Origin of the sequence: Dictyobacter kobayashii, from assembly GCF_003967555.1 — a bacterium.
GTDB lineage: Bacteria > Chloroflexota > Ktedonobacteria > Ktedonobacterales > Ktedonobacteraceae > Dictyobacter > Dictyobacter kobayashii.
This window is the reverse complement of record NZ_BIFS01000001.1, coordinates 3,567,846-3,592,343: the sequence shown is the minus strand read 5'-3', so window position 1 is coordinate 3,592,343 and position 24,498 is coordinate 3,567,846. Positions and strand designations below refer to the sequence as shown.

Genomic DNA, 24,498 nt, shown 5'->3' with positions numbered 1-24,498 from the left:
ATCACGTAATATCAATACGTATCAAGAAGGTTAAATGGTAGCAAATTGTAACCAGCGTGCCTGTTCCCAACCTGGATGAGTATGACTATTGACCAGGCGCACAAGAGGAGAATTCTTCCAATCAACCACGCTAATAGTCGCCGGGTCCAAGAAAAAGCGGGATAGAGAGGTTAAGGGAGCATCTAAGGCATGGCACAGGAATACCTTGATCGGACCCACATGTGAAACTAATACCAGCGTCTGACCCGGATGGCGCTGTACTAATTGCATGATGGCAGAGCAAACCCGTTGCTGCACCAGCCCGAAACTCTCACCCTGGGGAGGAGACTGCGTTGGATCTTGCTCCCATGCCAATAATTGCTGCTCATCTTGTGGACTGCGCGCCATTACTTCTGCCCGGCTCAGTCCTTCCCAGGTCCCAAAATTCCCCTCACGCAGATCATCTATGGTCTGTACTGAAAGTTGATGTTGTTCAGCAATCGGAAGTGCTGTTTGACGTGCACGTTGTAAAGGACTGCTATAGACGGCTGCCACTGGTAATATAGCCAATGTTTGTGCTAATTGACGGGCTTGCAATAAACCGTGTTCAGAGAGAGCATCATCACGTGTGCCAATATAGCGAAAATCCCGATTAGCCAGGGTTTCGCCGTGACGCACAAACAATAGACGCGTGGTAGCTGCCATATATTACGTGCAATCCCTTCTTAAAACAAGGAACAGGGACAGCCAAATGATCAAATGATCAGAGGTTATCTCTTCCCCTCACTTAATATTATCGCATAACTCAGGCAAATTATACAGCTTAGCCCGATAACTATACATAGGTCATATCCCTGGAACGCTTTTTACCAGGAAATAGTTCCCTAAAGCTTACGAGCCTCTACACAATAGATATACGCGCTGGCAGGCAGTTATTATCAAGCCTCTTTCATAGCATACTTTTTGCGGCCAAAGAACAGGAGTAAAAGTGTCGGTGCAAGCAAGAGACAGAAGGCCCCATAGACAAAAGAGGCGGACAGGCTGATGCTGGTTTGCAGCCAGCCAGCCACAGCCGGACCAACACTAAAGCCAATACTCCAGGTAACAGAATAGAGGCCAGCCAGGGTGGCACGCTGTCGATTTGAGACCTGTTCCATGGCAAAAGCGGCATAGACTGGCTCGATCAAGGTGCGCATAAAAGAACGCGCATATTCGCCCATAATGGCCAGAGGTAAGGTAGGAGCGAAACCAATCAAGACCATCAAGGGAGCGCTGAGATATTGAACTGTAGTGACAAGGCGCAATTTACTCCAGCGTCTGACAAACAGAGGTGCGGTAAGCGAGAAGATACCACCAGCCAATCCGGAGATGGTGAAAACCAACGCCTAATTTTACTACCAGACGGGATTATAAAGAAACGCTCCTCATCCTCCGCTCTATTCTAGAAAGCTTTTCAGCTGCTTAGTTTACTATGCCCCAGCCATCCAATTAAGAGTCAATCTTGTTCTTGGGAATAAGCCCTAGAACGATCAGAGAGCCCAACAATCTAGTCAATTGTTGGGCAAACAAGAAAATTTGTGCTGAATCTGGAAACCAACGAGCAGATCAGACGTATTTAGTTATAGGCACTCTTCTCATTTGTCTATGCATTCCAAAGATGTAAACCGTATAAAGGGTCTTCAAAGGATAACCACCAAAGAATCTATATTATCCCGCATTGATAGAAGAAAGGAAGGCTTCCATACGCTATGATCGCCAAAGGAAGTGGCTATGTGCGTGGCAATCGGGAGGCCGCTAGAACGCGACTTACCGCTCATTTTAAATACATTGAGCATCGGAGTCGTGAAGGATCTCTTGAGAGTCGCGATGATCGCCGCATCTTTAATAAAGACCTAAATGTGGTTAACCGCCGCGACGCCGTTGATGACGTGATGCAGCACACCAGCACCAGTGTTAATTACCATAAGGTGGTCCTTTCCCCAGGCGAAAACGAACACGTGAACGACTGGCGCGAATGGACACGAGATATCATGCACGATTTAGAAGGGGCTCAGGGCCGGGAACTTTACTGGTATGCTGTCTACCATAGCAATACCGAACATCCACACGTCCATGTCGTTATTGCCGGAGCCGGACAGAACCAAGAGACAAGCCGTGAAGAACCAGTAAAACTCTATACCAAAGATTATGATGTTCTGCGCGAAGCAGGCCGTGAGCATAGTGATTACCACTTTTATGAATTGCTAAAAGAACAATTTCAAATGTTAGAGGATATAGAACGTGATGTAGATCGTCTTGTCGAAACGCCACAACCGGAGCGTGACCCATTTCATCCTTCCTTGGAGGATATTGACCGATGAATAATCGAATACGCAAACGATTGGCCTGGCTTGTCCTTCTTCTTCTGATCATATGGCTCATTGTGGAAATCAAAATAGCCATTCTTCCGATGCTCTCTCACCCATTCAGCCCTTCCCAATCGACCCAGTTTATCTATATCTCATTTGGTGTCATGCTTGCATTAGGAGGCTGCCTCCTTGTTCTGATGTATCGAAGAAACATCCCCACCACGGTCCACGGTTCTGCTCATTTTGCCACACGAGAGGAACTCAGAAGTTACGGGACCTTGGCGACCAACCCACGAAAATGTCAAGGCCGGTGTAATCACGAGCCGATTGAGAATTGGCCGCCCTAGTGAAACGAACTCCAAAGAACAACATTCCATGAGCGCCGGCGAACAAATGCCGACCAAACTGCGCCAGAATCAAGTGATCCCAACGCCGGCGCACAAACGCCGCTTACCGAACGCCGGTAGATTTGCCGCCGGTGGCGCTGAGAGCCACTTCCGGTGAGGCTGAGAGGCTCGTACGCTCGGTCTGACGCTCCTTCATGCGATAACTGCGCCCATTAATGGGGATAACCTCAGCATGGTGAAGCAGCCTGTCGAGCAGTGCTGTGGCAAGCACTTCATCCCCCAGGAGAGCGCCCCATTGAGCAAAGCTCGTGTTGGAGGTCAGGATGATCGAGCCATGCTCATAGCGTGCCGTCACCAACTCAAAGAAGTGGTGCGCCTGCTCCTGTGACAGCTTGGTGTAGCCGACTTCGTCGATGACCAGCAGACTGGGCGCGATATAGCGCCGCAGACGCTGCCGCATGAGGCCAGGATGCGATGCACTTTCCAGGGCCTGTGCGAGCTCAGCCAGGGTCGTAAACAACACGGAATGCCCTGCTGCGAGCGCTCGATCCGCCAACGCCAAGCTCAAGTGTGTTTTGCCTGTCCCCGGAGGGCCGAGGAAGACTACATTGGTACAGGTTCGCACAAACGAGAGATCCGCCAGTTCCCGCAGTCGCCGTTCGGAAAGGGTCGGCTGAAAGGAGAAATCGAACCCATCCAAGGTCTTTTTTCCAGGAATGCGCGCCGCTTTGAGCCGCCGAGCGATGGCCTTCTGCTCACGTCCATCTAACTCCGCAGCCAGAGCTCGTTCCAGCAACATCTCATAGGTCCACTGCTCGTGCCGGGCCGCATTTAGGACGTGTGGCAGTGCTGCTTCCAAGTGCGTTAAGTTCAGTTGTTTGTATACTCCTTTCTTCATGCGACCACCTCCTGCATGGTCACGACTCCACAATACTGATCATACTCCTGGAGGGGACGGCTTTCGACGTCCGGGGCAGGCTGCAAATGGCCTAAGGGCGTGGGCGCACGGCGGGTAGCTGAGACGGAGGCGACGGTCTTCCACTGGTCCGCGTGCGGCACGCTCTCTTGCGAGCGCGGTCGCTTCTCGATAGCAAACACCTGAGTGCCAGCCGACCAGACGGTGAGCAAGCCCTTGCGCTCACGTACCTGGACCTGTTTGCCTGCCAGTTGCAGCGTCCCTGGCAGCCCATACAGCACGCCATCGTAGGAGACGTAGCCATCCCAGGTGACTTTGCGCTCTTCGGTGGCGAAGCGTTCCCAAGCAAAGTCTTGGGGCAAGGGCAGCAGCTTCTCTTCGGCAAGGCGATCCACGGGCCGTGCATGGGTCGTGCGATGCACACGGGAGTTGATACGCTCGCACCACGCATGCGCCTGGCGATTGAGATCATCCAGATCGGTAAAGGTGACCCCACCCCATAAACTCTTCTTGACATGGCTGACTGTACGCTCGACTTTGCCCTTCGTTTGTGGTGTGTACGGCTTGCAGACGCGTGCGCCAACTCCAATGGAAACCATGAAATCGGCAAAGCGGGGATTCCACCGCGGCTTGTTCTCCTCCATTTCTAAGAGGACGCTCTTCATGCGATCCGTCAGCGCAACCTTCGTTAAGCCACCAAAGTACTCAAATGCCTCCATTAAGCAGCGGATGAGCGTGGGTGTGTCGCAACGCTTCACAAAGGTCACAAAGCGCATGCGTGAATAGCCAAGGATAGCCGTAAATCCATAAAATTTACGCATCTGACCCTCATGCTCGTATACAAACTCGCCCCAATCGAATTGAACCTGCTCTCCTGGATTGGTTTCGTATCGTTGTACGGGCGCGTGGCCAGCCACTGCAGCCCGCAGCGGCTGCACGTATTCCTTGAGGATACTGATCCTGCCGGTGTAGCCCATCTTCTGTAACCGCTCGAAGATCACCTCGCAATTGGTGCAATGGTCTTCCATGACCCACTTCTTGATCTGTTCTTTAAATGGATCAAGCTTGGAGGGACGCACCGGACGCGGTTTCGGGATCACCGCCTCGGGATGTTTCAAGTATTTGCGTACCGTTGTGCGTGAGATCTCCAACTCCTGAGCAATTTCCTGTACATTCTTCCCCTGTGTGTAAAGATCGTGTATTGTTAGCACTGTCTGACTCCTAAGCATGGTCGGTCTCCTGAGAATATTGTTGTGTTTATATCCTCAGTCTACCGCCTTCTTGGGGGTCGGTCAATTCTTCACCGGCTCGAGTATACACCGTCCTTAATAAAAAGAGCTTCGGCACGTCAGCACGGCTCTTACAACTGGTCATCTCCCCCCATCGAAAATGCATCTTGGCTTCTACCAGAAGAAGCTGATCGCCCTGGATGAGCAGTTTCAAGAATCGCATGTCCTTGTCCTGGCACCCACAGGAAAAGGCAAAACCTCCCGCATCATCATTCCAGCATTGCTGCGAGAGTTTGGCAGCCGCAGCCTGTTTATCAATGATACGAAAGGTGAACTTGTTGAGCTTACAGCTGGACATCTCTCGCTCTATCATCACTGCATGGTGTTTGCACCAACAGAGCCAACTAGGAGCCATCGCTACAATCCATTGGCTCATGTGTCTACTATGGATGATGCTGAAGCACTTGCACATTGCTTGATTGACAACACCGGCACCAGTCGAGAGGAATTTTGGAACTCTGCACCAAAGCTGTTGGTTGCATCAGCTGTCTTACATCTCCGCGTCGCAGAACCCAAGGCCCCTTTAGCCGCCTGTTTGACATTCTTTGCAGTATGAAGTTTGATGAGATTCAAACGCTGTTTCAGCGCAGCCCATCCACTATTGCCAAAGATGTGGCAAAGGCTTTTTTCGAAAATCTGCAAAAAAATGAACGGTTGGCAGGCAGTATTATGGTCGAGATGTCGACCCGCTTTTTTCGCTTCAAAAACCCTACGATACAGGAGATTACCAGATCCGATGATTTCGATTTTACATGTATGGTAGACGAACCAACTGCCCTGTTTTTGTCTATTCCAGAGGATGAAGCACAACGACTCGAACCGCTCTCTGCATGCTTTATCATGCAGATGATGAGCGCTATGGTTCGGCGGGCGACGCACAGCAAGAACCGAAAACTTCCACGCGACTTTGTCTTTTACCTGGACGAGTTTTGCAACGCCGGGATCATTCCAAGGTTTACCAAGTACATTAGCACAGTGCGCAGCCGTGGCATTGCTTTTATCCTCGCCGTACAGGACTTTGGGCAATTGCGCCAAATCTACGGAGATAACGGGCGCGACACTATCCTGGCGAACTGCATGACCCACATCGTTTTTCCTGGATGTGGGTTACAGGAGACGCGCTATTACAGCGAGAAATTAGGGAAAACAACGGTCCAGACGATCAGCCACAGTAACAGAGGAGACTCCAGATGGCTGTCTTCTTCGGCACAAACCTTCACTCAGGGAGAAACACACCGCGACCTCATGACCGCTGATGAGCTTATGACGATGCAGGACGGAACGCTCCTCGTGTGTGTCAATGGATACCATCCGCTGCTGGTACAGAACAAACCGTACTACCAAGATAAACATTTGCTTACAGCAATCCATGCAGGTTTTACACCACCTGCTGCGCGTGTGACCGTGACACCAGAACCACGAATGCCACCACCTGCTATGGGATTACCAGCACCACAAAGGACACCAAGACAACCATCTCATACACCACCTAAACCGAAGACTCCTCCATCCACTAAACAGGATTACGAACAATTCTTTTCACCAGACTAAGGAGGATCACCGTATGGCGTATCATTACCACCCTGAATGAACCCTTTATCTCAACGGTATTGCCATTATAGCGAACCAGATAGGAGGGTTCGTGTAGATCGCCGGGCCGAAACAATCTTTCTCAATGGATCCCGGTAGAGTAGCACGTTTGCATAATGAAACTTTCGTTCGACTCCTCTGAAACCGAAGCATTTCTCAAAGATGGACCTCAGGCGAAAATACAGATAGTTGATGGTGGTCACTTCGCGCTAGATGCAGCAACTGGTAAAATCGCTAATCTCGTTGACTGCTTTCTAACCATTCCAGAGAATCCTGCATAGTAAAAGCTTTTTTTTACCACTGAGCAGAACATCAATAGTAGAACTATATTAGTTCTACTTGTTGAGAACACATTTAAAGCAAGGGCATAAGGCCCAATCGGAATGATTCGATCCTCAAGCCGCGACTACGTTTATAGATAACGTACTACAAACAGATCATCCGTTTGTTATAAATGTATCTGGCTGCATGCACAACTGAAACAGACGATGGTTAGCACCTTGTCGAGCAGATTGGTTAGTCATCGGTTTGTTGACGTTCATGGGAAGGGCTTGCATTGCTATCATAAAATACAAATCGCGGGGAGAAGACAACAGCGTAAAGCTGAATAATAGAGTGACTTTATCCACTCGTTGCAACAGAAAACCTTTTGTATCCACAGATGTCAGTGATAAAACTATTACTTTAATGCCCGTCCAACAAAAGAGAGAACAGGTGCAGAATATGTTGGAAACATTTACTGTTCGGCAGATCAAGACGAATGGAGCAAGTATTCATGTGGCGAAAGGAGGATCAGGTGAACCTCTTTTATTGTTGCATGGGTATCCTCAGACGCATGTCATGTGGCATAGAATCGCGCCTCGTTTCGCCGAATCATTTACAGTTATCCTTGCTGATCTGCGTGGATATGGTGATAGCTCCAAACCCAAAGAGAAACCAGATCACTCGAATTACTCAAAACGCGTGATGGCTCAGGATATGATAGAAGTGATGAGCCAACTTGGCTACGAATCGTTCTACGCGATTGGACATGATCGAGGAGCACGTGTACTTCATCGTATGCTCCTCGATCATGGGAAGCGCATCAAAAAAGCCGCCATTCTAGATATGGTACCCACATACGAAACATATGCAACCACTGATAAAGAATTTGCAACTGCCCTTTATCATTGGTTCTTCCTCATCCAGCCCGCTGACCTTCCTGAGCGTTTGATTGCGGGGCAGGCGGAATATTTTCTCCACAGCACAATGAAGGGTTTGTCCAGGGACATCTCCGTATTTACACCTGAAGCTATGGCCGAGTATGTGCGCTGCTTCAGCGATCCGGCAACTATCCACGGCATATGTGAGGACTATCGTGCCTCCGTCAGCATTGATTTACTGCATGATGAAGCGGATTTGCAGCAAAAAGTTCATTGCCCGTTGCTCGTCTTGTGGGGAGCAAACGGCTTTATTGGACGCCACTATGATATCCTGGCAATCTGGCGCAAACGTGCAGAAATAGTCCAGGGATATGGTATCCCATCAGGACATTTTCTTGCAGAAGAAGCTCCTGAAGAAACCTACAATGCACTTCGGCTCTTCTTCTCTCAGGGTTGATTGAGGAAACGTCAGGAGCCTTGCGAAAATGACGACGAATAGGCAAAGGGCTTTCATCATACTTTCTGCTGGTCGTCTCAGAGAAGGTGGGACAGTTCAGATGGGAAGGGAGATGCGAAAGCAGATCTTACGTTATGAAAAGCACTTTTATGTAGCTACGTCATTGAGGAGAAACCTATGAAAACCAAATTACTGAATGATCAGGGAGGGAAGGCCTATGTTCTTGTCTTCGACCAGGGTGATGAGTTCATAGCAACCTTACTCCAATTTGCTACGCAAAATGGCCTGGCTGCTGCTCACTTTACCGCCATCGGTGGTTTCAGCGATGCGATACTGGGTTATTTCGAGCCTGAAAAGAAGTCATATAAGAAGATCTCCCTCCAAGAGCAGGTCGAGGTGCTTGCCCTCACAGGTGACATTGCCTTGAAGGAAGATGGTACGCCTCAGATCCATGCCCACGTTGTTGTTGGCGACTCTAATGGCCTGGCACATGGTGGTCATATCATGGAGGCTCATGTAAGGCCAACTTTGGAGTTTATCCTCGAAGAGTCGCCGGCACATTGGTATCGCCGTCACGATCCAGAATCCGGATTAGCCCTTATCGCACTCTAGTGCTCAGTTCCAAAAACGCGGTATGGTGCACAGAGATGGCTCATTTGCAGGTAACTTGCATCATGAAACGAGATTTGATGATCAGTGTTATATTACAGCTTTTACATCGATTTCGGGCTAGATGAACCGGAACACGATCAGAATGAATCCTTCCAGAGGAGAGAACAACATGAATCGTTTAGAAGGGAAAGTTGCCCTGATTACTGGTGGTAATAGCGGTATTGGCCTGGCTACGGCAAAAGAGTTTCATGCCCAGGGGGCAATGGTTGCTATTACCGGTCGTGACAAAGAAGCCCTTGAGCGGGTGAGGGCAGAACTGGGGGAGCGTACCCTAGCTATCTCTGCAGATGTTACCAGGATCAGTGATATTGAGCATGCCATCACGACCACACAGGCGACCTTTGGCAAGTTGGATGTCCTTTTCGCGAATGCAGGTATCGCTCGGATGGAGCCAATCGAACAGGTGACGGAAGAGTCTTTTGATAGGAGTATGGATGTCAATGTGAAGGGTGTTTTCTTCACTATTCAGAAAGCACTGCCCTTTCTGAATGAGGGAGCCTCGATCATTCTTAATGGTTCGGTAAATGGACACGTTGGTTACCCAGGTGTTTCCGTGTATTCGGCCACTAAAGCCGCAATCCATTCATTGGCCAGAACTCTATCTTCCGAGTTGAGCGATCGCAAGATTCGCGTCAATGCCATCACAATTGGACCGATAACCACACCGTTTTTTGACAAACTGGGGGCATCTTCGCAAGAAATTCAAGGATTTACGCAGCAATTGGAGCAGCGTTTACTGCTCAAGCGCTTTGGCAATCCTGAAGAAATAGCGAAGGTTGCGCTGTTTCTGGCCACGATGGATTCATCGTTTGTCGTAGGAACGGAGTTGGTTGCGGACGGAGGGTTACTGGTGAATACAATCTAATCCCACATAGTGCTCCATAAGAGAAAATGTGTCAGACCCCAAGGAATTTGAATGATTACCCCTTTATGAGTGGTCTGGTCATTGGGGTCTGACTCACTTTTGAGGGCATTTCTTTCAATACATGATAGATGATCGTCGGAATGATGTTGGCGACGGCCATCACGGCTCGTCGTTTTTTTCTGTCGGGCAAACAGATGATATTGTGCCGCCAGATAGACCTTGGCGCGAGTAAGACTCCAGACCACCTCGGCCAACCCCGCGTGGAGATAGAGATTCCCTTTGGTGATCTTGTTCCCCAAACGTTTCCCTGCACTCTGTTTGTTGCCGGGGGCAACGCCTGCCCAGGAGGCGAGATGCTTGGCAGAAGGGAAGCGCAACATGTTGATTCCGATCTCGGCAATAATGGTGGCGGCAGTCGCTTTGATCGAAGGGATACTTTGCAACAGTATACTTCCTCTGCGTACGTTCCTAAGGGAAGTCACGGAAATAACTGGACAAATTATCAGAGGAGAGCGTATACTCTGGGCATGATGCAAGTTGATCGAAGAGAAAAATATAGGTAGATGCGCACGCTGTTAAGCGATAAGCAATGGAGACACTATCTGCCCCTGGAAGCCAAAGAGTGATAAGGTATTAGACTTCACAAATGAGGCTGAACATGTTCAGAAGGCATTCCAGCCTTACTACGAAAAGACACTGCTGAGCCGCGAGACCGACCCGAATTCCCTGTATCCTGCATAATGTACAGGTTCAGCTGCTCGGCTTCGGCTTCTACACTTACAGCGGTTTGCGGGATAGCCACACAACTGGAGAAGATTAGCGAAGCCGATTCGCCACAACTGCTCACTAAAGATCAAGTTGGGATATCACTGCCGCGTTGGGGCACCGCGCATGCGTGCGGGTAGCGCAAGATAAAGGAGCCCCCAACATACATAATTGACTTGTACGTTACCTGTCATGCTGCTTGATAAGCGGCATGACAATCTATAATTTATATGTAAAGAATCGGAGTATACATATCAAATATAGATGTGCTTTCATAAGGCATTGGGAAGGGGTAAAGAGTGCCTGAAGAACAATCAGTACAGCTAAATGTCTGGATACCCAAGGATCTCAAAGAATATTTGGCTGAAAAAGCCAAGCAGAATAACAAATCGGGAATGAATAGTGTTGTTGCTGAATTGATACGCCAGGAACGAGCCAGAGAACAAGGCGAAATCATTGAACAACAATCGTTACCAGTCCTGCAAGAAATCGTGCGTAAAGAAGTTCGCCAGGCCCTAGCCGAACAGAGAAAAGATCTACGCGATGATAGAGAAGAGGCCATGGAGGCGCTGCGCAAGCATCTGAATAAAGGGTTTAACCGTATAGCGGCGCTCTCTGTTCATATTATCAGAAATGCAGGCATTGGGCGAAGACTCACCTATACACTTCTTGCAAAAGCATACGACGCAGAATTCGCCACATCTGCCTTTGAAGACGCAAAGGCAAAAGTTCACAGGGAACTAATGTCAAAGATGAAGGAAGACGATGAATAATGACTCCTCCATTGAGATCACCAACCTTGAAGAGCTCGCCAACATGCCCTTGTCAGAAATCGTTGAGCCTCAAGATCTCAATCTACCATCAATTCATTCGCAAGATTTAGCATTACCCTATGATTATATAGATGAGCTTATACAGAGAGGGCTGATTGGGGAAGGTCAATGGCCGCTTGATATTGACATCGATAGCAAGTTACTGGAAGGCCCAACGATCTCACCGTTTGAGCAAGGCAAAAGTGAACCAGAAACGCCAGCGAGAGAGCAAGACTCTGATTTTGGACGGTAATTGAAAAAATGGCCTGTCTGCCATTTTTTCAAGTCTAGCAGGCTCAAAAAAAAGATCCCGTGAGCGCAGTAGGGTGTCTAAGTGGGAATCAAAGCGAAGCGGAGATACAACCTGGACACCTACCAGCACACGGCGAATTTTTATAGGATCGCATGGATCATTATAGTTAAGGGAAAAAAATATATATACATATCGCAATTAATTTAATAAGTCAACTTCAAATACATAATAGACGCCAAGCATCTCTATATAGTACCTCTAATTCTCAGGAGGCTGCTTTCTTTTCTCAATAAAAGCATTTAAATCCTGCCTGCTAATGCGATATTCCCTTTTACCTATCCAGATAGCTTTCAAATCGCCGCTAGCGACCCATTCTCTAACGGTTTTAATGTTGACTTTCATTATTTGGCTGACTTCTTTTGCGGTGAGCATCTCATCTTGCATTAGCCACTCTCCTTGCTTCCATTAGTATCGCTTCATTATAAGCTCGTTCTCTTCTTGCGTCAACAAATCCTCCCTACGGGCTTCTAGTAGTTTTTAGGCTTGAAATTCTCCTCTAGTATCGTATATACTTCTCTATAGGTTACAGAGGATTTGAAGTCATCAAGAATGGAGGAAAAAGATTGCCCCCTGTATTCGCAGTACAGAGGGCTGAAATCAGAAACCACAAAAACCTAACGTGCATGTTAATGTCCAAGGGTTCCCTATGCTTATTTTGGCATGAGGGGAACCTACGAGTCAAGGAAGGCTATGTCCTTATGCCAAATTACACACATACCTATGGCGATAATTTTATTCCAGTTATTCCGGTAGATAACAAGGAACATACCCAGGAACACCCTTTCTGTTATGACAACACCTGTGCCTGTCATGAAAACCCTGAGGCTATCAGCCATATACAGCAGGCATACAACGATGGTGAAGTCACAGCACAAGAAGCGACCAATATTGTTCGTGGCAAAACTGTGTAACAAGGAGGTGATAACATGAGCACTCAATATACCAAAAGACAGACTCCCCCGACAAGTGTTATCCCAGCGCGTGCTAGCAGGATCGCAACCCAGGAGCATAAACTGCTCCCAACAGCAGGCTATTCTGTTGGTATCCATCCTGAAGATACACTTGCTCTGACCGAGAATCGGCGCATTGTTGCCGCATCTCCTACCAACGATAAAACACAATACGGAACGCGGACACCAAACACCACCCGGCGTTATGATAGCACAAAGACGAAGGTGATTGTACATGATCTCCGCAAGTCTGAGAAATCAGCAGCCACACAAAAGAAGCCATTGCTTGCCCACGTTCATTGGTCTGTTGTGGCGGGTGGAGCGGCGCTGGTAACCATTGCCCTTGTCTATGCTGGAAGCGCCGTCCATACCGCCTATGAAAACTATCAGGATGACCTTCATTATGGCACCCCTCGTACCTATCAGGTGGATGAAGTGGTAGGACATCATGATAGTTCTATCCTTCCCTCCCATTTCATCGCCATGAACCTGCATAGCCATATCAGAGTCATTGAACTTCCGGGGCAAGACTCCAGCAAGGCAAAGATCTACGATGGACCGACGTTATCAGGTACCAATACTGATCGCATTCCCGTGACTCTGGAGTTCAAGGATATCAACCACGACGGTAAGCTCGACATGATTGTGGCGACCTCCACTCAGGATTTCACCTATCTCAACGATGGCGAGCAGTTCCTACCAGTGAAATAGGAAGAGAGAGAACCATGCAAGATCTATTCATTCTCTGCCCCTGGCGGGATACCATGCACCTCGTACGGGCAATACAGGAGCAATTACAGGGCAAGGAAGACATAGCAGAGGTGTTGGCCCACGGTATGAGCAGCAAGCTCGGCCAGGGCTTCATTCTGCTCGCCTGGCGGGGGATTGTTCCGGAAACGGTTATAACCCAGTTGCTTCACAATGGCAGTATCACAGACTTTATGGTGTGTGAGGTGGCAGATTCTCCAGCAGAGGAGTAAGGCCAATGAGGGAGATGGTAGCGTGGACGTCTGCCATCTCCCTCCCTTCACGAGGAAAGGAAACAGAACATGGATGATCATTTAAGGAAACAGATAGAGGAAGTCTTAAGGCACGTTGATGAGCGGCCACCACACACTACAGAAGAGGATCAAGGACGTATTGTCCACGTGTACATACTAGGCGAAGGAGGGTATCATGGAGGAGGTGACCCAGGAAGGCCATGCGCCACCGCCCTCTTCCCGCTTCCGAGAAAAGTTGTTACGCTGCTTGGCTGGTGTCTCTTCTTGACCTGTATTGCCTTGCTGCTCTCTCTCTTCCCCATTATCACGATAACTACAACCACTGTGACGTTGGCGTCAACCACCATAATCACACAACAAACCACGCTGAATCCTTCAGGAGTAACCCTGTTGATTGGAGGGCTGGCGTTATTGGTCAAGCTCTTCAATTTTGAAAGAAAAGAAACAGCTCATGCATAAATTTTCTTTTTTGCCTTCGCTAATTTCGGTTGCAAGCAGTGTATCATATGCGGCACCCACTACAAGGCACCCCAAAGGGGACCCCACCTTTCCGTAGGACCTGCCGCATATGATGTACGACGCTTGCCCGAAATCCTCTGAAGGCAAAAAATGGTGGGAGCCGCCGTACAACCTCGCCAGGACGGAAACTACGAGCCAGCAAACGAATTTCGGAGAGGAGAATGAAGCACGACAGCAGAAACGAGAAATACATAATCCCTATGCATTAAGGTCATCACCCCGCCTCAGAAGCGAAAATAAGATGAAAAACGATTATGTATTAAGATTAAAACTTATATGTATATTGAACATGCACTTATTCTATAATTTCGACGTTGAGATTGGTCAGCTTCACTATAGCAAGGAGTGCGCCGGATGTCACAGGAAGAAAAACTCATATTATATAAGGTCCTACAAGACATCGCAGACGAACTAAGGAGGCTAGAGCATGCAGCAAAAAAAGAGCAGCGCAAAAAAGATCAGAAGCATACAGAAAAAGAAAAGTCAGAGACCAGCTTATAACATGGAGTTTCCCAAAGATGAGAATGGGGCAATCTATGTACGGCAATCGACTATAGCGCAAATACAAAATAATATTCATAGCTTCGAAATGCAAACCGAAAAATTTATAGAATACTTTAGAAATAGAGGTTGTACTGGCCATATCGAAATTGTGGCTGATGATGAAGGCATGAGTGGCACAATGGATATCCATAAGATGCCTGGTTTGTCTCGCGTGATGAGGTTGATCGAAGGGAAGGAATTACTGCATGGCGATCACATCGGCTGGGTAGCGGCAGTTCACGTCAATCGCTTCACCAGGGATAAGTGGTTAGTCAAACCCGGCACAATTATGAAAGCTTGCCATGATAACGATGTTTGGCTCGCAACCCTCCGTATGGATTTCAATTTTCAGGACGATTATTGCCAACGGGTATTTATGATTGAGGCAGAAGAGTCAGCCCGCCACCTTGAATGGATGAAGCTAGTCATGGGTGGGGGCAAGGCTGCTGCTAGCGAGAATGGGTTCTACGATGGCAGATGGTTGGTTCCTGGTTATATTGTTGATAGATCAGATGAAAAAAGAAAGAAATATATTATTTATGAGCCACACGCAGAAGTCGTCAGATGGTTATACGACCGCTTTCTCAAATTGGACGGCAATATCTGGGCTCTAGGCAGGGAAGCCGAGAAAATGCCTTTTCTCTTCCCCAAATTTGAAGACTGGGTAAACCCGAAAAATATAAGCAAATTCGCGGCAGGCAGAAGTAAAAGAACATCTCTCATACAAGAAGGCCCTTACGCAGGCAATTACAGATTCAGCGTAGATGGGATTAAAGGCATCCTCTGCAACCCCGTCTATATTGGCTGGTGGCTGCCATTTAGCGGTGGCGTGATAGTAAACAACCATGAACCGATTGTAGATGAGGTACTGTTCACCTATGCACACAAGCAGTTAAGCTCATACGATTTAAACGGAGAAAGACAAAAACCAGCAAGAGTGATACGCTCAGGTGAAGCTCAAGGCATTCTAAAAAAGGTATTATTTGATGACCAGGAAAAGCCGATGTATGCCTCTAGTGGCTGGCATCATGGCAAAAGATGCACCTACTACGAAAGCAACGAGAAAACAGGCTTATCTTCAACCTATAGATATGGTATAAACACAGAACAACTTGATACCGTCTTCCTTGAAAAGTTCTTCGAACGCCTTGAGGCATTAGAAAAACTAGATGACTGGGAAGACAAGATAGAAGAAATCCTAGAAGATAGACAGCTATCACAAGAACACCACAAAAACCTCATACAAAAACAGATCAATGATGCAAAAGCACGCTGGCAGAGTCTTTTTGAAACGCTCAATGATCCCGATATACCGAAAACGAAACAAATGAAAATCGAGTACGCCACGCAGATGCAAGGCTTAGAGGAAAAAATAGCGCAGTGGAAAAGCGAACTAGAGGCCCCCGAAGAAGAGGAAGAAGACAAAGAGGTCATACTATACCGGATACACTCACTACTTCCAGGCATAGCATCACAATGGCATAAACTACCTTTTAATCTCCGATTGCGTTTCGTCGGTGCACTGGTACAGAAAGTAGTGCTCAGTCAAGTTGCTCCAAGCTGGCTAAAGGTAGAGGTATACTGGAAGGAGGTAGTAGGGAATATCGTGGATACCGGCCATATTAAACGGCTGGCATCAAACAGGACGCCGTGGTCAGAAGAAGAAAAGGCCATCTTGTTCAAAATGTATCCCCGAGCAGAAGCAAAGGATATCTGTAAAGCACTGCCTGATAGATCATGGGACGGTATCCAGCATCAAGCCATCAGATTGCATATAGATCGGGATAAGGGAAAAAAAGGCGTGCATTCCTCGTTCCCCGTGAAGGAGAGATACGGAACTGAGGAAGACAAAAAGTACGAACAGGAGAATGGATTGTCGCCGACAAGTAAAAATACGCAGTGGTCAAGATAATACCAAGTGGTCCTGGCAGCAAGTTAAAACGCAGCACAAAGTAGACCTGAATAAGGGCGACAACAGCCCCCTCACCCATGGTAAACACAAGATCAGGAATTAGTAATTTGAGGAACAAACCTAGCGGGCGCTCTTTGGGAACAGCCGCCTGCGCTACCACTTCAACGGGAGCAGAGGCCTGTGCTAGCGCTTCAACTGAAGCAACTTTAGCGGCTGGCTCTGCCTTATGCGCATGCCTGGGCTCATGTAAGAACCAGAGTGGTAGACCAAAGATAAAGGTAAAGGAGGCGGCAGCAAAGACGCCCCAGCGCAATGGTACCGTACTGGCAGCAGAAACATGTAGCAAGCCACTAACAAATTCTGGAATATAACCACCCAGTAGATTTCCTAACGATCCCACACCTAGTAATAAGAAGCTATTTAAGGCCAGCACACCAACGCGCTGCTTCTCAGTGGTACTCTCAGTCAATAAGGGCAGATTGGTCACCCAATAGGCCGTCGACACCAGGCCTTGCAGTAAATTGATGGCGATCAGCCACGGTGCCGAGGTTGCCAGGGCCAGTAAGGCCAGCGTCAACGGCGATAAAAACGCGGTTAACAATAGGACTGGTTTGCGTCCCCAACGATCGGCCAGCATGCCCACGGGCACAGCCCCAATCATCGCGCCAATCGCCGACATAGCACTGAATAAACCAATAAAAACAGGCTCGTAACCCAGGCTATGGACATAATAGTTAACAGTTAAGGCAGCAATACTCAGCTGAAATCCTTTACCAGTGGTAAAAAGAAGTAAAAGATAGATGTTTCCAGGCAGGTGCCAAAATTCTCGCAGGCCCTTGAGCGCCGGTTTTGTTTGCTCATCAGCAACAGATGAAGTCGAGGGATCAGAAACCGAGGACATTATAACTCCTAATTAGCAATCACAGTTCTACAGACTTAGCCTATCACACTGCCTTCTTATCGACAATGCACAAAAGTACAGTCAGTCTTCATACATTTTTTACAATTTGAGTCCTCTTTTCTTTACAAAATTTAAGCTTTTTCTTGAATTATACATGCTAATATATTGCTGGGTCTATTCACAGATAGACCTTTATTGCCTGATTCGATATTTTTGTTTGATGCGAACGAGTGAAAAATCCAATAGTTTAATAAAAGTAGGGACAAACAATGGCTGAAGATGTAGAGATACAAGAACAACCACTCTTCAATGAAGCAGATGAAGAGGACGCTTTCAACTTTGATGAGGTTCAACAACAACAGAAACGCCAGCGCCCCAAGACGTTAGTGATCATATTGATTATCTTGCTGGTGATCATCCTGGCTGCTGGCGCCTTTCTCTACTGGCGCTCCACCCAAAAAGTCTCCATCAGCTATACCCAGGCGACCGTAACTACGGGTAACATCGCGCAACAAATCTCTGCTACAGGTCCTGTCCAGGCCAGGGCAACATATAATTTGAATTTCACCACCAATGGACAGGTCAGTCAGATCAATGTAAAAGTGGGAGATCAAGTTAAAGCGGGCCAGCAACTAGCAGTGATTACGCCTACCAATTCGCAGCAGAACAGCACCGCATTGACCACATTGACCGCCCCGGCCAACGCGACGGTGGCAGCTATCAATGGTTATGTTGGTACAGCCGTTGGCAGTGGAAATAATAATGCCAGCAGCAGTAGTGGTAGTGGCTCAAGTGCATTTATCGTGCTGACCGATACTAGCTCGCTACAAATTGCGGCCCAGGTTAATGAATCAGACATTGGTAATGTCAAGGTCGGGCAGCCGGCACAGTTCACCGTCGCCGCCTACCCTAACTCAACATTTCAGGCCACGGTTGCTTCAATCGAGACCATCGGGCAATCCAGCTCCGGAGTTGTAACGTACCCGGTCAACTTGAACGTCACAATGAGCTCGCTAAATAACATTCACTTGCTACCGTTAATGACGGCAACAGTAAACATTATCACGGCGCAACAAACCAATGTCCTGCGCGTACCAGCAGCCGCCCTTACCTTCTCAACGACAGCCTTACAGAATGGCTACATTAGCCGTCAGTCATTGCGTGCGTTGCGCAACGGATTCAATCAGCAAGGCAATAATGCTGGTAGCAGTTCATCCTCCAGCACAGGTAAACAGGGCATCGTACTGGAATTGCAAAATGGCGTGTTGACCCCGTTCTGGTGACGACAGGCTTAAGTGATGGCCAATACACCCAGATTATCTCAGGTTTGAATGAAGGTGACCAGGTAGTAACCAATGCCACAGGCGGCAGTACGCAGAGCACCACCACCGGCACACAACGCACAGGCGGCGCTGGTGGCTTCGGTGGTGGTAATGGTGGCTTTGGTGGTGGCAACGGCGGCTTCGGTGGCGGTCGTGGTGGCAATGGCGGCAATGGTGGTGGTACTGGCGGCTTTGGCGGAGGTCGTGGTCAATGATAGAGGCCGATCCACAAGCAACCCAGAAAAAAAGCGCTACCCGTATCCAGATCCGTTCTCTGAACAAATACTACACAATGGGCCGGACAGTAGTGCCGGCCCTGCGTGGAGTAAATCTAGAGATCAAACATGGTGAGTTTGTAGCCATCATGGGTCCATCAGGTTCAGGCAAATCGACCTTTATGAACATTCTAGGCTGCCTGGATAGACCGACGCGTGGTGAATACATTCTAGACGGGGTATCCGTAGGGCAGATGAGCAATACAGAGCTGGCAGATGTACGCAACCAGAAGATTGGCTTTATCTTTCAAAGCTTCAATCTGTTGCGCTGGATGTCTGCCCAGGCCAATGTAGAGCTACCACTGGTCTACGCGAGCATTTCAAAAGAAGAGCGCCAGGCACGCGCTAAACGGGCCCTATCCCTGGTCGATCTAAGTTCGCGCGCCAATCACCGTCCGATGGAATTGTCAGGTGGCCAGCAGCAGCGTGTAGCCATTGCGCGCTCGCTGGTAACCTCACCCTCGCTGATCCTGGCCGACGAACCAACGGGAAATCTAGATTCGCATACGAGCCTGGAAATTATGCGTATTATGCAAGAGCTGAATGCACGTGGCATGACAATTGTGCTGGTTACCCATGAACAGGATATCGCCGACTATTGCCAGCGAAAAGTTATTTTCCGGGATGGTCGAGTGGTTGATGATCTGGCTAATCCGCAACCACTGAATGCCAGGGAACAACTCTCTAAGCATACAGCTACAGAGCAGGTGCAACCATGAGCATATCAAAACAACAGGACCGCAAAGATACGCCGACAAGGCAGCCGGCCGCGGCACAGATAATGCCACCCATCAAACACACACAGCGACGGCGCGGCCGCAGTAGTTATGCACTGGTCCAGAGCCTCAGTAGTGCGATTGAAGCCTTGCGTGCCAACAAGCTGCGCTCACTGCTAACCTCGCTGGGTATCATTATCGGCGTAGCTGCCGTCATTATGATGGTAGCGACCAGCGAAGGCAATGCCGCGACCATCAATGGACGTCTCTCAACGCTGAATCCCAATCAGTTGAATATCCGTGGTGGTAGCGCCAGCACTGGCGGCGTCCGTCAGGGAGCAGGAACGCAACAAATACTCACGCAAAGCGATGCCGATGATCTGGCCAGCCAGGTGCCCGGTTTAGCGGCAGTCAGCCCTACGGTCAATGTAAATGGACAGGTAATTTACCAGAACCAGAACTGGTCAACCAGTGTGCAGGGCGTTTATCCGAATTACCAACAGATAGGTAGCTGGCAACTGCAAGAGGGCAACTTCTTTACCAGTGCCGATGAGCAAAGCAATGCCTCAGTTGCGGTATTAGGGCAAACGGTAGTCGATAATCTGTTTACGGCCCAGGGAATCGACCCGCTGGGACGGCAGATTCGTATCGGTTCATCGACCTTCACCGTCGTTGGCGTCCTGGCCACTAAAGGTGCAAATGGCGCCACCAATGCCGATGACGTCGTCTACATCCCATTTAGCACAGCCAAAAATCGTCTTGGTGGCGGCCAGAGAGCAATCGCCATCACGGTTCTGGTAAGCCAGGGACAGAATGTCACGGACGTACAGGCCAATGTACAACAATTTTTACAGGGGCGACACGATGCCAGTGAGTTCACGATCCAGAATCAGGGCCAGCTCCTGCAAACCGTCCAGACGGCCGCTGAATCCCTGACCATTCTCTTGATCAGCGTGGCCGCCATCTCATTGCTGGTCGGTGGTATCGGCATTATGAACATCATGCTGGTATCGGTAACCGAGCGCACACGTGAAATTGGTATTCGCATTGCCCTGGGAGCTTATCCTAGCGACGTAATGGCTCAATTCCTGATCGAAGCCCTGATACTCAGTGCCCTGGGAGGTATCGTAGGGATCGCCATAGGTGTGCTGGGAGCCTTTGTCAGCTCATTGGTGACCGCACAGCCGCTGGTCATTGATCCATTAGCCATCTTACTCTCATTCGCCTTTGCCGCAGTGGTTGGTATCGTCTTCGGCTTCTATCCTGCTCAACGAGCAGCGAGGATGGACCCCATTAACGCGCTCAGGACTGAATGATATGTATTATTGACGGCGGTTCCTATCTGAGGGCCGCTGTCAATAACCTCTAGCATAGTCTCCTCAATGTTCGTTAGCCAAATCCTGTAACCCTGCGTTTCTTTCTACGTATACACCACAGTAATAAAGATAAGCATCTGCCTATGCACGTTGCCATCTTTAATGATTTTTCATAACACCATTCTTAATATCGTATCTACGCGCTTTTTCCTATGTCATCAACAGCGAAGCTGCAAGAGGAGAGACAGAAATGCACGTTATAATTCAGCCGATCCATATCACAACCATACATATTACAGATATACTACAACCAGGCAACCTTATTGCCTGGCTATTGGTAGGATTGATCGCGGGTGCCCTGGCAGGCACAGTCGTACGTGGCCGCGGCTATGGCTGCATCGGCAATATCGTAGTAGGACTGGTTGGTTCAGTCATTGGAGCCATCCTGGCCAGCGCGCTGGATCTGGGCACGTTTCATTTCTGTGGCAGCATCTTCATCTCCTTCATTGGGGCCGCCATTTTTGTTGCCATACTACAATTGCTCTCGGGAGGCAGTCGCCGATAGAACAGATTGTAGGCTATGTTGGGCTCATTGTATTTAGCCAAAACCAATGATCAGTTTGTCTGCTTGATAGCGATCGCGCTAAAATCTGTCATCATGGGAAATAGGCAAAGCAATAGAGTCACTACATTGGCCGTGAGATCGAACCCAGTGTGATGATTGTCGACAGTAAGTCGATCAAAGCCAATGACGTTCCAGCCATTGATAGCTATGATCTAACACTGATAACAATCACCGCAATCAACATGAAATACCAGGATCTGTTGAATAAATTTGAGCAATAAGTGGCCCAAAGACATCTCCTAAAAAAGTTGAGCCAAGGGCGGCGAGGGCTCAGCCGAAGAAAGCGCGCAATGTTGTTTCTGACACTTGATCCCATCCAATAATACCTAACAAAGCGCCTCCGATGCAGCCTTTTATGCCATTTGGCAGCCCGGCTTTACCATGTGGATCAACATTATTAACAGGATTATTATCGGCATACTCATACGGGTTGGCCTTCAGCGTCTCCTGCAAGGTACCACCAACGGGCGTGCGCTGGGTCCAGCGGCCGAAGATGGGATCGTAGTACCGGATACCGAGCCTGGTCAGGCCGGTGGTGCTGTCGTAGTTGCCGCCGGCATACTGTCAGGGGTTGACGATTCCACTCTGCACGTTGCTGCCGGAGATGCTGCCGAGGGGATCGTAATCGTAGCTGGCCACCAGATTACCTGCGCTGTCGGTCATCCCCACAATCGATCCCTGCCCGTTGAACAGGTAGGAGTAGACCTTGCCCGCTGAGGTGCGCTCGCTGTTGAGCAGACCGCAGCTACAGCGCACGTATGCTGTCCACTATAATGATCCTAGTATTCCGAATTTTCTAAAGTGTTAAAAAATTAATCGATTTATCAATACGATTATTATAAACAACAAAATCATAAAACCAGCCCATGAAATTTTACGCGTGTACCAAATATTTTTATTAGTATCCGCAACAGAGTTGTGGCTATCCGAATAACCACTATAAATACAAAATGTTGCAAAAAAAATCAATGCTATAAGTCCAATATCATTAAATAATGGCAATGAACGAAAAATAATGATGGCTAAAAACATAAAAAATCCTGCCGTTAAAGTCATAAGTAGCAAGATCCATTGAATTATATCGAAATGAACGCGCATATTTCTTTCCTCTCGAATAAGATTTCACTGAATGATATTTGGTTCAAAGTAAGTTAGATCAATCTATGCAATTTTACAATGAATCATTGTAAAATTGCATAGATTGAATTAGTCGTGGTTATGGATACCGGCTACAAACTCCTTTAATAGTTCCAATACTCCCGGCAAGAGTATTAGCGAATTGATAGGTTTCATAGGCTATAACACCAAATAATATAGCAGTTACTGCTGCACCTAAAACAGCTCCAACAGCTGTTCCAGCAGGGCCAAAAACGCTTAATGATGCAACTAGCGATGCAGTTATGCCAGCAGCTACCCAACCTGCGACCTCTACTGATGCAATGATACCTGAAAATTCTAAACCTGTTGTAAATCCAAAAAAAGCAATTGTAACATTACAGAAAAAGGAAATTTGCCCATTTGGATCAATCTCATTGACAGGATTATTATCAGCATACTCATACGGATTGGCCTTGAGTGTCTCCTGCAGCGTCCCGCCAACGGCGGGTACGCTGGGTCCAGCGGCCGAAGATGGGATCGTAGGAGCGGACCCCGAATTTGGTGAGCCGGCGGTACTGTCGTAGGAGCCTCCGGCATACTGCCAGGGGTTGACGATTCCGCTCTGCACGTTGCTGCCGGAGATGCTGCCGAGGGGATCGTAATCGTAGCTGGCTACCAGGTTACCCGCACTATCGGTCATGCCCACGATCGAAAGTGGAGCATTGGTAATTCCCTATGGCAAAACGCTAGCGTTAAGATATTCTTTTCACACGTCTATATAGAAAAAGAAAAACAATCAGAGACAAAATTAAGAATAAAATCACGATGATTGATATATTTTTCAATGTCCCTTGAGAAAGTCCATAAAGGATAAGGGATAAAATTATTCCAAATACATCGCAAATAGCAGCAATTGACAAATATCCTAAAGCTTTATCTCTTCTGTCCATATCAGCCTTTCATAAAGACAATTTCTGTATAACTATACAACCAGCGGCAATCAAACAGCACACTTTCAAATTTTCTGATCAAAGATAGTTGAAATTAATTTCAGCTATCTTTGATCTTTCATCTGCGTTTCAAACTAACTAAAATAGTGTTCGATGTCAGGTACTATCTGATCCAAAACATCGCAAACACCCTGTAACTTTATTAGTAGAGCGCCAAGTACTCCTCCTAGAAAAGCCCCTCCTCCTGCGAGCACTGCTAAAGCAGCTACCGGTCCAGTTAGATAAAATGCACCAATTATGCCAGCCAGACCTGCCACTATAGTAGTAGAAACTACAGCCTCACTGATCAAACAAATCGCTAACTGCTTGAGGAAACTGGGGTCCTTACCATTTCTATCCACTTCATTGACAGGGTCATTATCGGCATAGGTATACGGGTTGGGTTTGAGTGTTTCCTGCAAAGTACCACCAACGGGCGTGCGCTGGGTCCAGCGGCCGAAGATGGGATCGTAGTACCGGATGCCGAACTTGGTCAGCCCGGTGGTGCTGTCGTAGTAGCCACCGGCATACTGCCAGGGGTTGTAGATCCCACTCTGCACGGTGCTGCCAGCCACGCCGCCGAAGGGGCCGAAGTCATAGCTGGCCACCAGGGTACCTGCGCTGTCGGTCATGCCCACGATCGAGCCCTGCCCGTTGAACAGGTAGGAGTAGACCTTGCCGGCCGAGGTGCGCTCGCTTTCTTCCCCTTTACAAAAACAAGCAATTATTTGTTAATGCTATATTGTATAAAATATTGCTCCACTATCATGGACGGAAGAAGTAAAATAAAAAACCCCCGCACGCTATTGCTATTAAGAATAATCCTATCAAAAACC

The 24,498-nt window shown here is 48.2% G+C and carries 29 protein-coding genes and 1 pseudogene; 20 read left to right on the top strand and 10 right to left on the bottom strand.

Annotated features, from left to right (window positions below):
• Positions 1-30 precede the first annotated feature (30 nt).
• Together EL645_RS15795 and EL645_RS15790 are read right to left on the bottom strand one after the other, a co-directional pair.
• Positions 31-684, bottom strand: coding sequence for a histidine phosphatase family protein (locus EL645_RS15795; protein WP_126551410.1), 654 nt, complete (start codon positions 682-684; stop codon positions 31-33).
• Between the two features lie 233 nt (positions 685-917).
• Positions 918-1,361: an MFS transporter gene (locus EL645_RS15790; RefSeq protein ID WP_126551409.1), complete on the bottom strand. Its 444-nt coding sequence runs from the start codon at positions 1,359-1,361 to the stop codon at positions 918-920.
• 366 nt (positions 1,362-1,727) lie between these two features.
• Between EL645_RS15790 and EL645_RS15785 the strand changes: the two genes are divergently transcribed.
• Positions 1,728-2,339, top strand: a complete 612-nt coding sequence (locus EL645_RS15785) for a relaxase/mobilization nuclease domain-containing protein (RefSeq protein WP_126551408.1) — start codon at positions 1,728-1,730, stop codon at positions 2,337-2,339.
• A gap of 438 nt (positions 2,340-2,777) precedes the next feature.
• On the opposite strand, the gene istB is transcribed toward EL645_RS15785, so the two are convergent.
• The gene (gene istB, locus EL645_RS15780; RefSeq protein ID WP_126548762.1) at positions 2,778-3,572 is read right to left on the bottom strand and encodes an IS21-like element helper ATPase IstB; all 795 of its coding nucleotides are present in this window, start codon (positions 3,570-3,572) and stop codon (positions 2,778-2,780) included.
• Positions 3,569-4,819 carry an IS21 family transposase gene (gene istA / locus EL645_RS15775; RefSeq protein WP_126548761.1) on the bottom strand — a complete coding sequence of 417 codons (1,251 nt, stop codon included), beginning with the start codon at positions 4,817-4,819 and terminating at the stop codon, positions 3,569-3,571. Before istA ends, istB begins: the two co-directional genes overlap by 4 nt.
• 160 nt (positions 4,820-4,979) lie before the next feature.
• On the opposite strand from istA, the gene EL645_RS44200 reads away from it, so the two are divergent.
• From EL645_RS44200 to EL645_RS15750, 6 genes are all read left to right on the top strand, one after another.
• Positions 4,980-5,435, top strand: a complete 456-nt coding sequence (locus tag EL645_RS44200; RefSeq protein ID WP_126551407.1) for a type IV secretory system conjugative DNA transfer family protein — start codon at positions 4,980-4,982, stop codon at positions 5,433-5,435.
• Positions 5,432-6,430: a type IV secretory system conjugative DNA transfer family protein gene (locus EL645_RS15765; protein ID WP_126551406.1), complete on the top strand. Its 999-nt coding sequence runs from the start codon at positions 5,432-5,434 to the stop codon at positions 6,428-6,430. The genes EL645_RS44200 and EL645_RS15765 overlap by 4 nt, the downstream gene beginning before the upstream one ends.
• A gap of 155 nt (positions 6,431-6,585) precedes the next feature.
• Entirely contained in the window at positions 6,586-6,750 is a 165-nt protein-coding gene (locus EL645_RS39315; protein ID WP_161977392.1) for a hypothetical protein, read from the top strand.
• Positions 6,751-7,192: 442 nt separating this feature from the next.
• Positions 7,193-8,068 (top strand): alpha/beta fold hydrolase, encoded by an 876-nt coding sequence (locus tag EL645_RS15760; protein WP_126554218.1) that lies wholly within the window; start codon positions 7,193-7,195, stop codon positions 8,066-8,068.
• A gap of 177 nt (positions 8,069-8,245) precedes the next feature.
• Positions 8,246-8,680 (top strand): PPC domain-containing DNA-binding protein, encoded by a 435-nt coding sequence (locus tag EL645_RS15755; RefSeq protein WP_126551405.1) that lies wholly within the window; start codon positions 8,246-8,248, stop codon positions 8,678-8,680.
• A 169-nt stretch (positions 8,681-8,849) separates the two neighbouring features.
• On the top strand, positions 8,850-9,605 hold the full coding sequence (locus tag EL645_RS15750) for a glucose 1-dehydrogenase (protein ID WP_126551404.1): 756 nt from the start codon (positions 8,850-8,852) through the stop codon (positions 9,603-9,605).
• On the opposite strand, the gene EL645_RS15745 is transcribed toward EL645_RS15750, so the two are convergent.
• Complete coding sequence (locus tag EL645_RS15745; RefSeq protein WP_161977391.1) at positions 9,602-10,048, bottom strand: transposase; 447 nt, start codon at positions 10,046-10,048, stop codon at positions 9,602-9,604. The genes EL645_RS15750 and EL645_RS15745 overlap by 4 nt on opposite strands.
• Before the next feature lie 621 nt (positions 10,049-10,669).
• Here EL645_RS15745 and EL645_RS15740 point away from each other — a divergent pair.
• Both EL645_RS15740 and EL645_RS15735 read left to right on the top strand, forming a co-directional pair.
• The gene (locus EL645_RS15740) at positions 10,670-11,143 is read left to right on the top strand and encodes a hypothetical protein (RefSeq protein ID WP_126551402.1); all 474 of its coding nucleotides are present in this window, start codon (positions 10,670-10,672) and stop codon (positions 11,141-11,143) included.
• On the top strand, positions 11,136-11,435 hold the full coding sequence (locus EL645_RS15735) for a hypothetical protein (RefSeq protein ID WP_126551401.1): 300 nt from the start codon (positions 11,136-11,138) through the stop codon (positions 11,433-11,435). Before EL645_RS15740 ends, EL645_RS15735 begins: the two co-directional genes overlap by 8 nt.
• Before the next feature lie 258 nt (positions 11,436-11,693).
• Here the strand turns inward: EL645_RS15735 and EL645_RS15730 are convergent, their stop codons facing one another.
• Positions 11,694-11,879, bottom strand: coding sequence for a helix-turn-helix domain-containing protein (locus EL645_RS15730; protein WP_218031865.1), 186 nt, complete (start codon positions 11,877-11,879; stop codon positions 11,694-11,696).
• Positions 11,880-12,193: 314 nt separating this feature from the next.
• Between EL645_RS15730 and EL645_RS15725 the strand changes: the two genes are divergently transcribed.
• From EL645_RS15725 to EL645_RS45075, 5 genes and pseudogenes are all read left to right on the top strand, one after another.
• The gene (locus EL645_RS15725) at positions 12,194-12,406 is read left to right on the top strand and encodes a hypothetical protein (protein WP_126551400.1); all 213 of its coding nucleotides are present in this window, start codon (positions 12,194-12,196) and stop codon (positions 12,404-12,406) included.
• A 15-nt stretch (positions 12,407-12,421) separates the two neighbouring features.
• Positions 12,422-13,156, top strand: a complete 735-nt coding sequence (locus EL645_RS15720) for a hypothetical protein (RefSeq protein WP_126551399.1) — start codon at positions 12,422-12,424, stop codon at positions 13,154-13,156.
• 14 nt (positions 13,157-13,170) lie between these two features.
• Positions 13,171-13,425: a hypothetical protein gene (locus EL645_RS15715; RefSeq protein WP_126551398.1), complete on the top strand. Its 255-nt coding sequence runs from the start codon at positions 13,171-13,173 to the stop codon at positions 13,423-13,425.
• Positions 13,426-13,494: 69 nt separating this feature from the next.
• On the top strand, positions 13,495-13,905 hold the full coding sequence (locus EL645_RS15710; RefSeq protein WP_126551397.1) for a hypothetical protein: 411 nt from the start codon (positions 13,495-13,497) through the stop codon (positions 13,903-13,905).
• Between the two features lie 487 nt (positions 13,906-14,392).
• Positions 14,393-15,394 (top strand): annotated as a pseudogene (locus EL645_RS45075) (recombinase family protein); the annotation flags it as partial.
• Positions 15,395-16,271: 877 nt separating this feature from the next.
• Here EL645_RS45075 and EL645_RS42685 read toward each other — a convergent pair.
• A complete protein-coding gene (locus EL645_RS42685; protein WP_126551395.1) occupies positions 16,272-17,321 on the bottom strand; it encodes an MFS transporter in 1,050 nt (349 codons plus the stop codon).
• A gap of 269 nt (positions 17,322-17,590) precedes the next feature.
• Here EL645_RS42685 and EL645_RS15695 point away from each other — a divergent pair, with 269 nt between their 5' ends.
• From EL645_RS15695 to EL645_RS44195, 6 genes are all read left to right on the top strand, one after another.
• Entirely contained in the window at positions 17,591-18,604 is a 1,014-nt protein-coding gene (locus EL645_RS15695) for an efflux RND transporter periplasmic adaptor subunit (RefSeq protein ID WP_126551394.1), read from the top strand.
• Complete coding sequence (locus EL645_RS40340; protein ID WP_176599841.1) at positions 18,601-18,858, top strand: hypothetical protein; 258 nt, start codon at positions 18,601-18,603, stop codon at positions 18,856-18,858. Before EL645_RS15695 ends, EL645_RS40340 begins: the two co-directional genes overlap by 4 nt.
• On the top strand, positions 18,855-19,637 hold the full coding sequence (locus tag EL645_RS15685) for an ABC transporter ATP-binding protein (protein WP_126551393.1): 783 nt from the start codon (positions 18,855-18,857) through the stop codon (positions 19,635-19,637). Before EL645_RS40340 ends, EL645_RS15685 begins: the two co-directional genes overlap by 4 nt.
• Positions 19,634-20,950, top strand: a complete 1,317-nt coding sequence (locus tag EL645_RS15680) for an ABC transporter permease (protein WP_126551392.1) — start codon at positions 19,634-19,636, stop codon at positions 20,948-20,950. The genes EL645_RS15685 and EL645_RS15680 overlap by 4 nt, the downstream gene beginning before the upstream one ends.
• Before the next feature lie 250 nt (positions 20,951-21,200).
• A complete protein-coding gene (locus tag EL645_RS15675; RefSeq protein WP_126551391.1) occupies positions 21,201-21,515 on the top strand; it encodes a GlsB/YeaQ/YmgE family stress response membrane protein in 315 nt (104 codons plus the stop codon).
• A gap of 149 nt (positions 21,516-21,664) precedes the next feature.
• Positions 21,665-21,796 carry a hypothetical protein gene (locus EL645_RS44195; RefSeq protein ID WP_281276309.1) on the top strand — a complete coding sequence of 44 codons (132 nt, stop codon included), beginning with the start codon at positions 21,665-21,667 and terminating at the stop codon, positions 21,794-21,796.
• 49 nt (positions 21,797-21,845) lie between these two features.
• On the opposite strand, the gene EL645_RS45465 is transcribed toward EL645_RS44195, so the two are convergent.
• The 3 genes from EL645_RS45465 to EL645_RS15660 all read right to left on the bottom strand — a co-directional run bounded on the left by EL645_RS45465 (position 21,846) and on the right by EL645_RS15660 (position 24,387).
• Positions 21,846-22,088 (bottom strand): RHS repeat-associated core domain-containing protein, encoded by a 243-nt coding sequence (locus tag EL645_RS45465; protein ID WP_371865733.1) that lies wholly within the window; start codon positions 22,086-22,088, stop codon positions 21,846-21,848.
• A gap of 703 nt (positions 22,089-22,791) precedes the next feature.
• The gene (locus tag EL645_RS15665) at positions 22,792-23,379 is read right to left on the bottom strand and encodes a hypothetical protein (protein ID WP_126551390.1); all 588 of its coding nucleotides are present in this window, start codon (positions 23,377-23,379) and stop codon (positions 22,792-22,794) included.
• 378 nt (positions 23,380-23,757) lie between these two features.
• A complete protein-coding gene (locus EL645_RS15660; RefSeq protein WP_503827028.1) occupies positions 23,758-24,387 on the bottom strand; it encodes an RHS repeat domain-containing protein in 630 nt (209 codons plus the stop codon).
• Between the last annotated feature and the right edge of the window lie 111 nt (positions 24,388-24,498).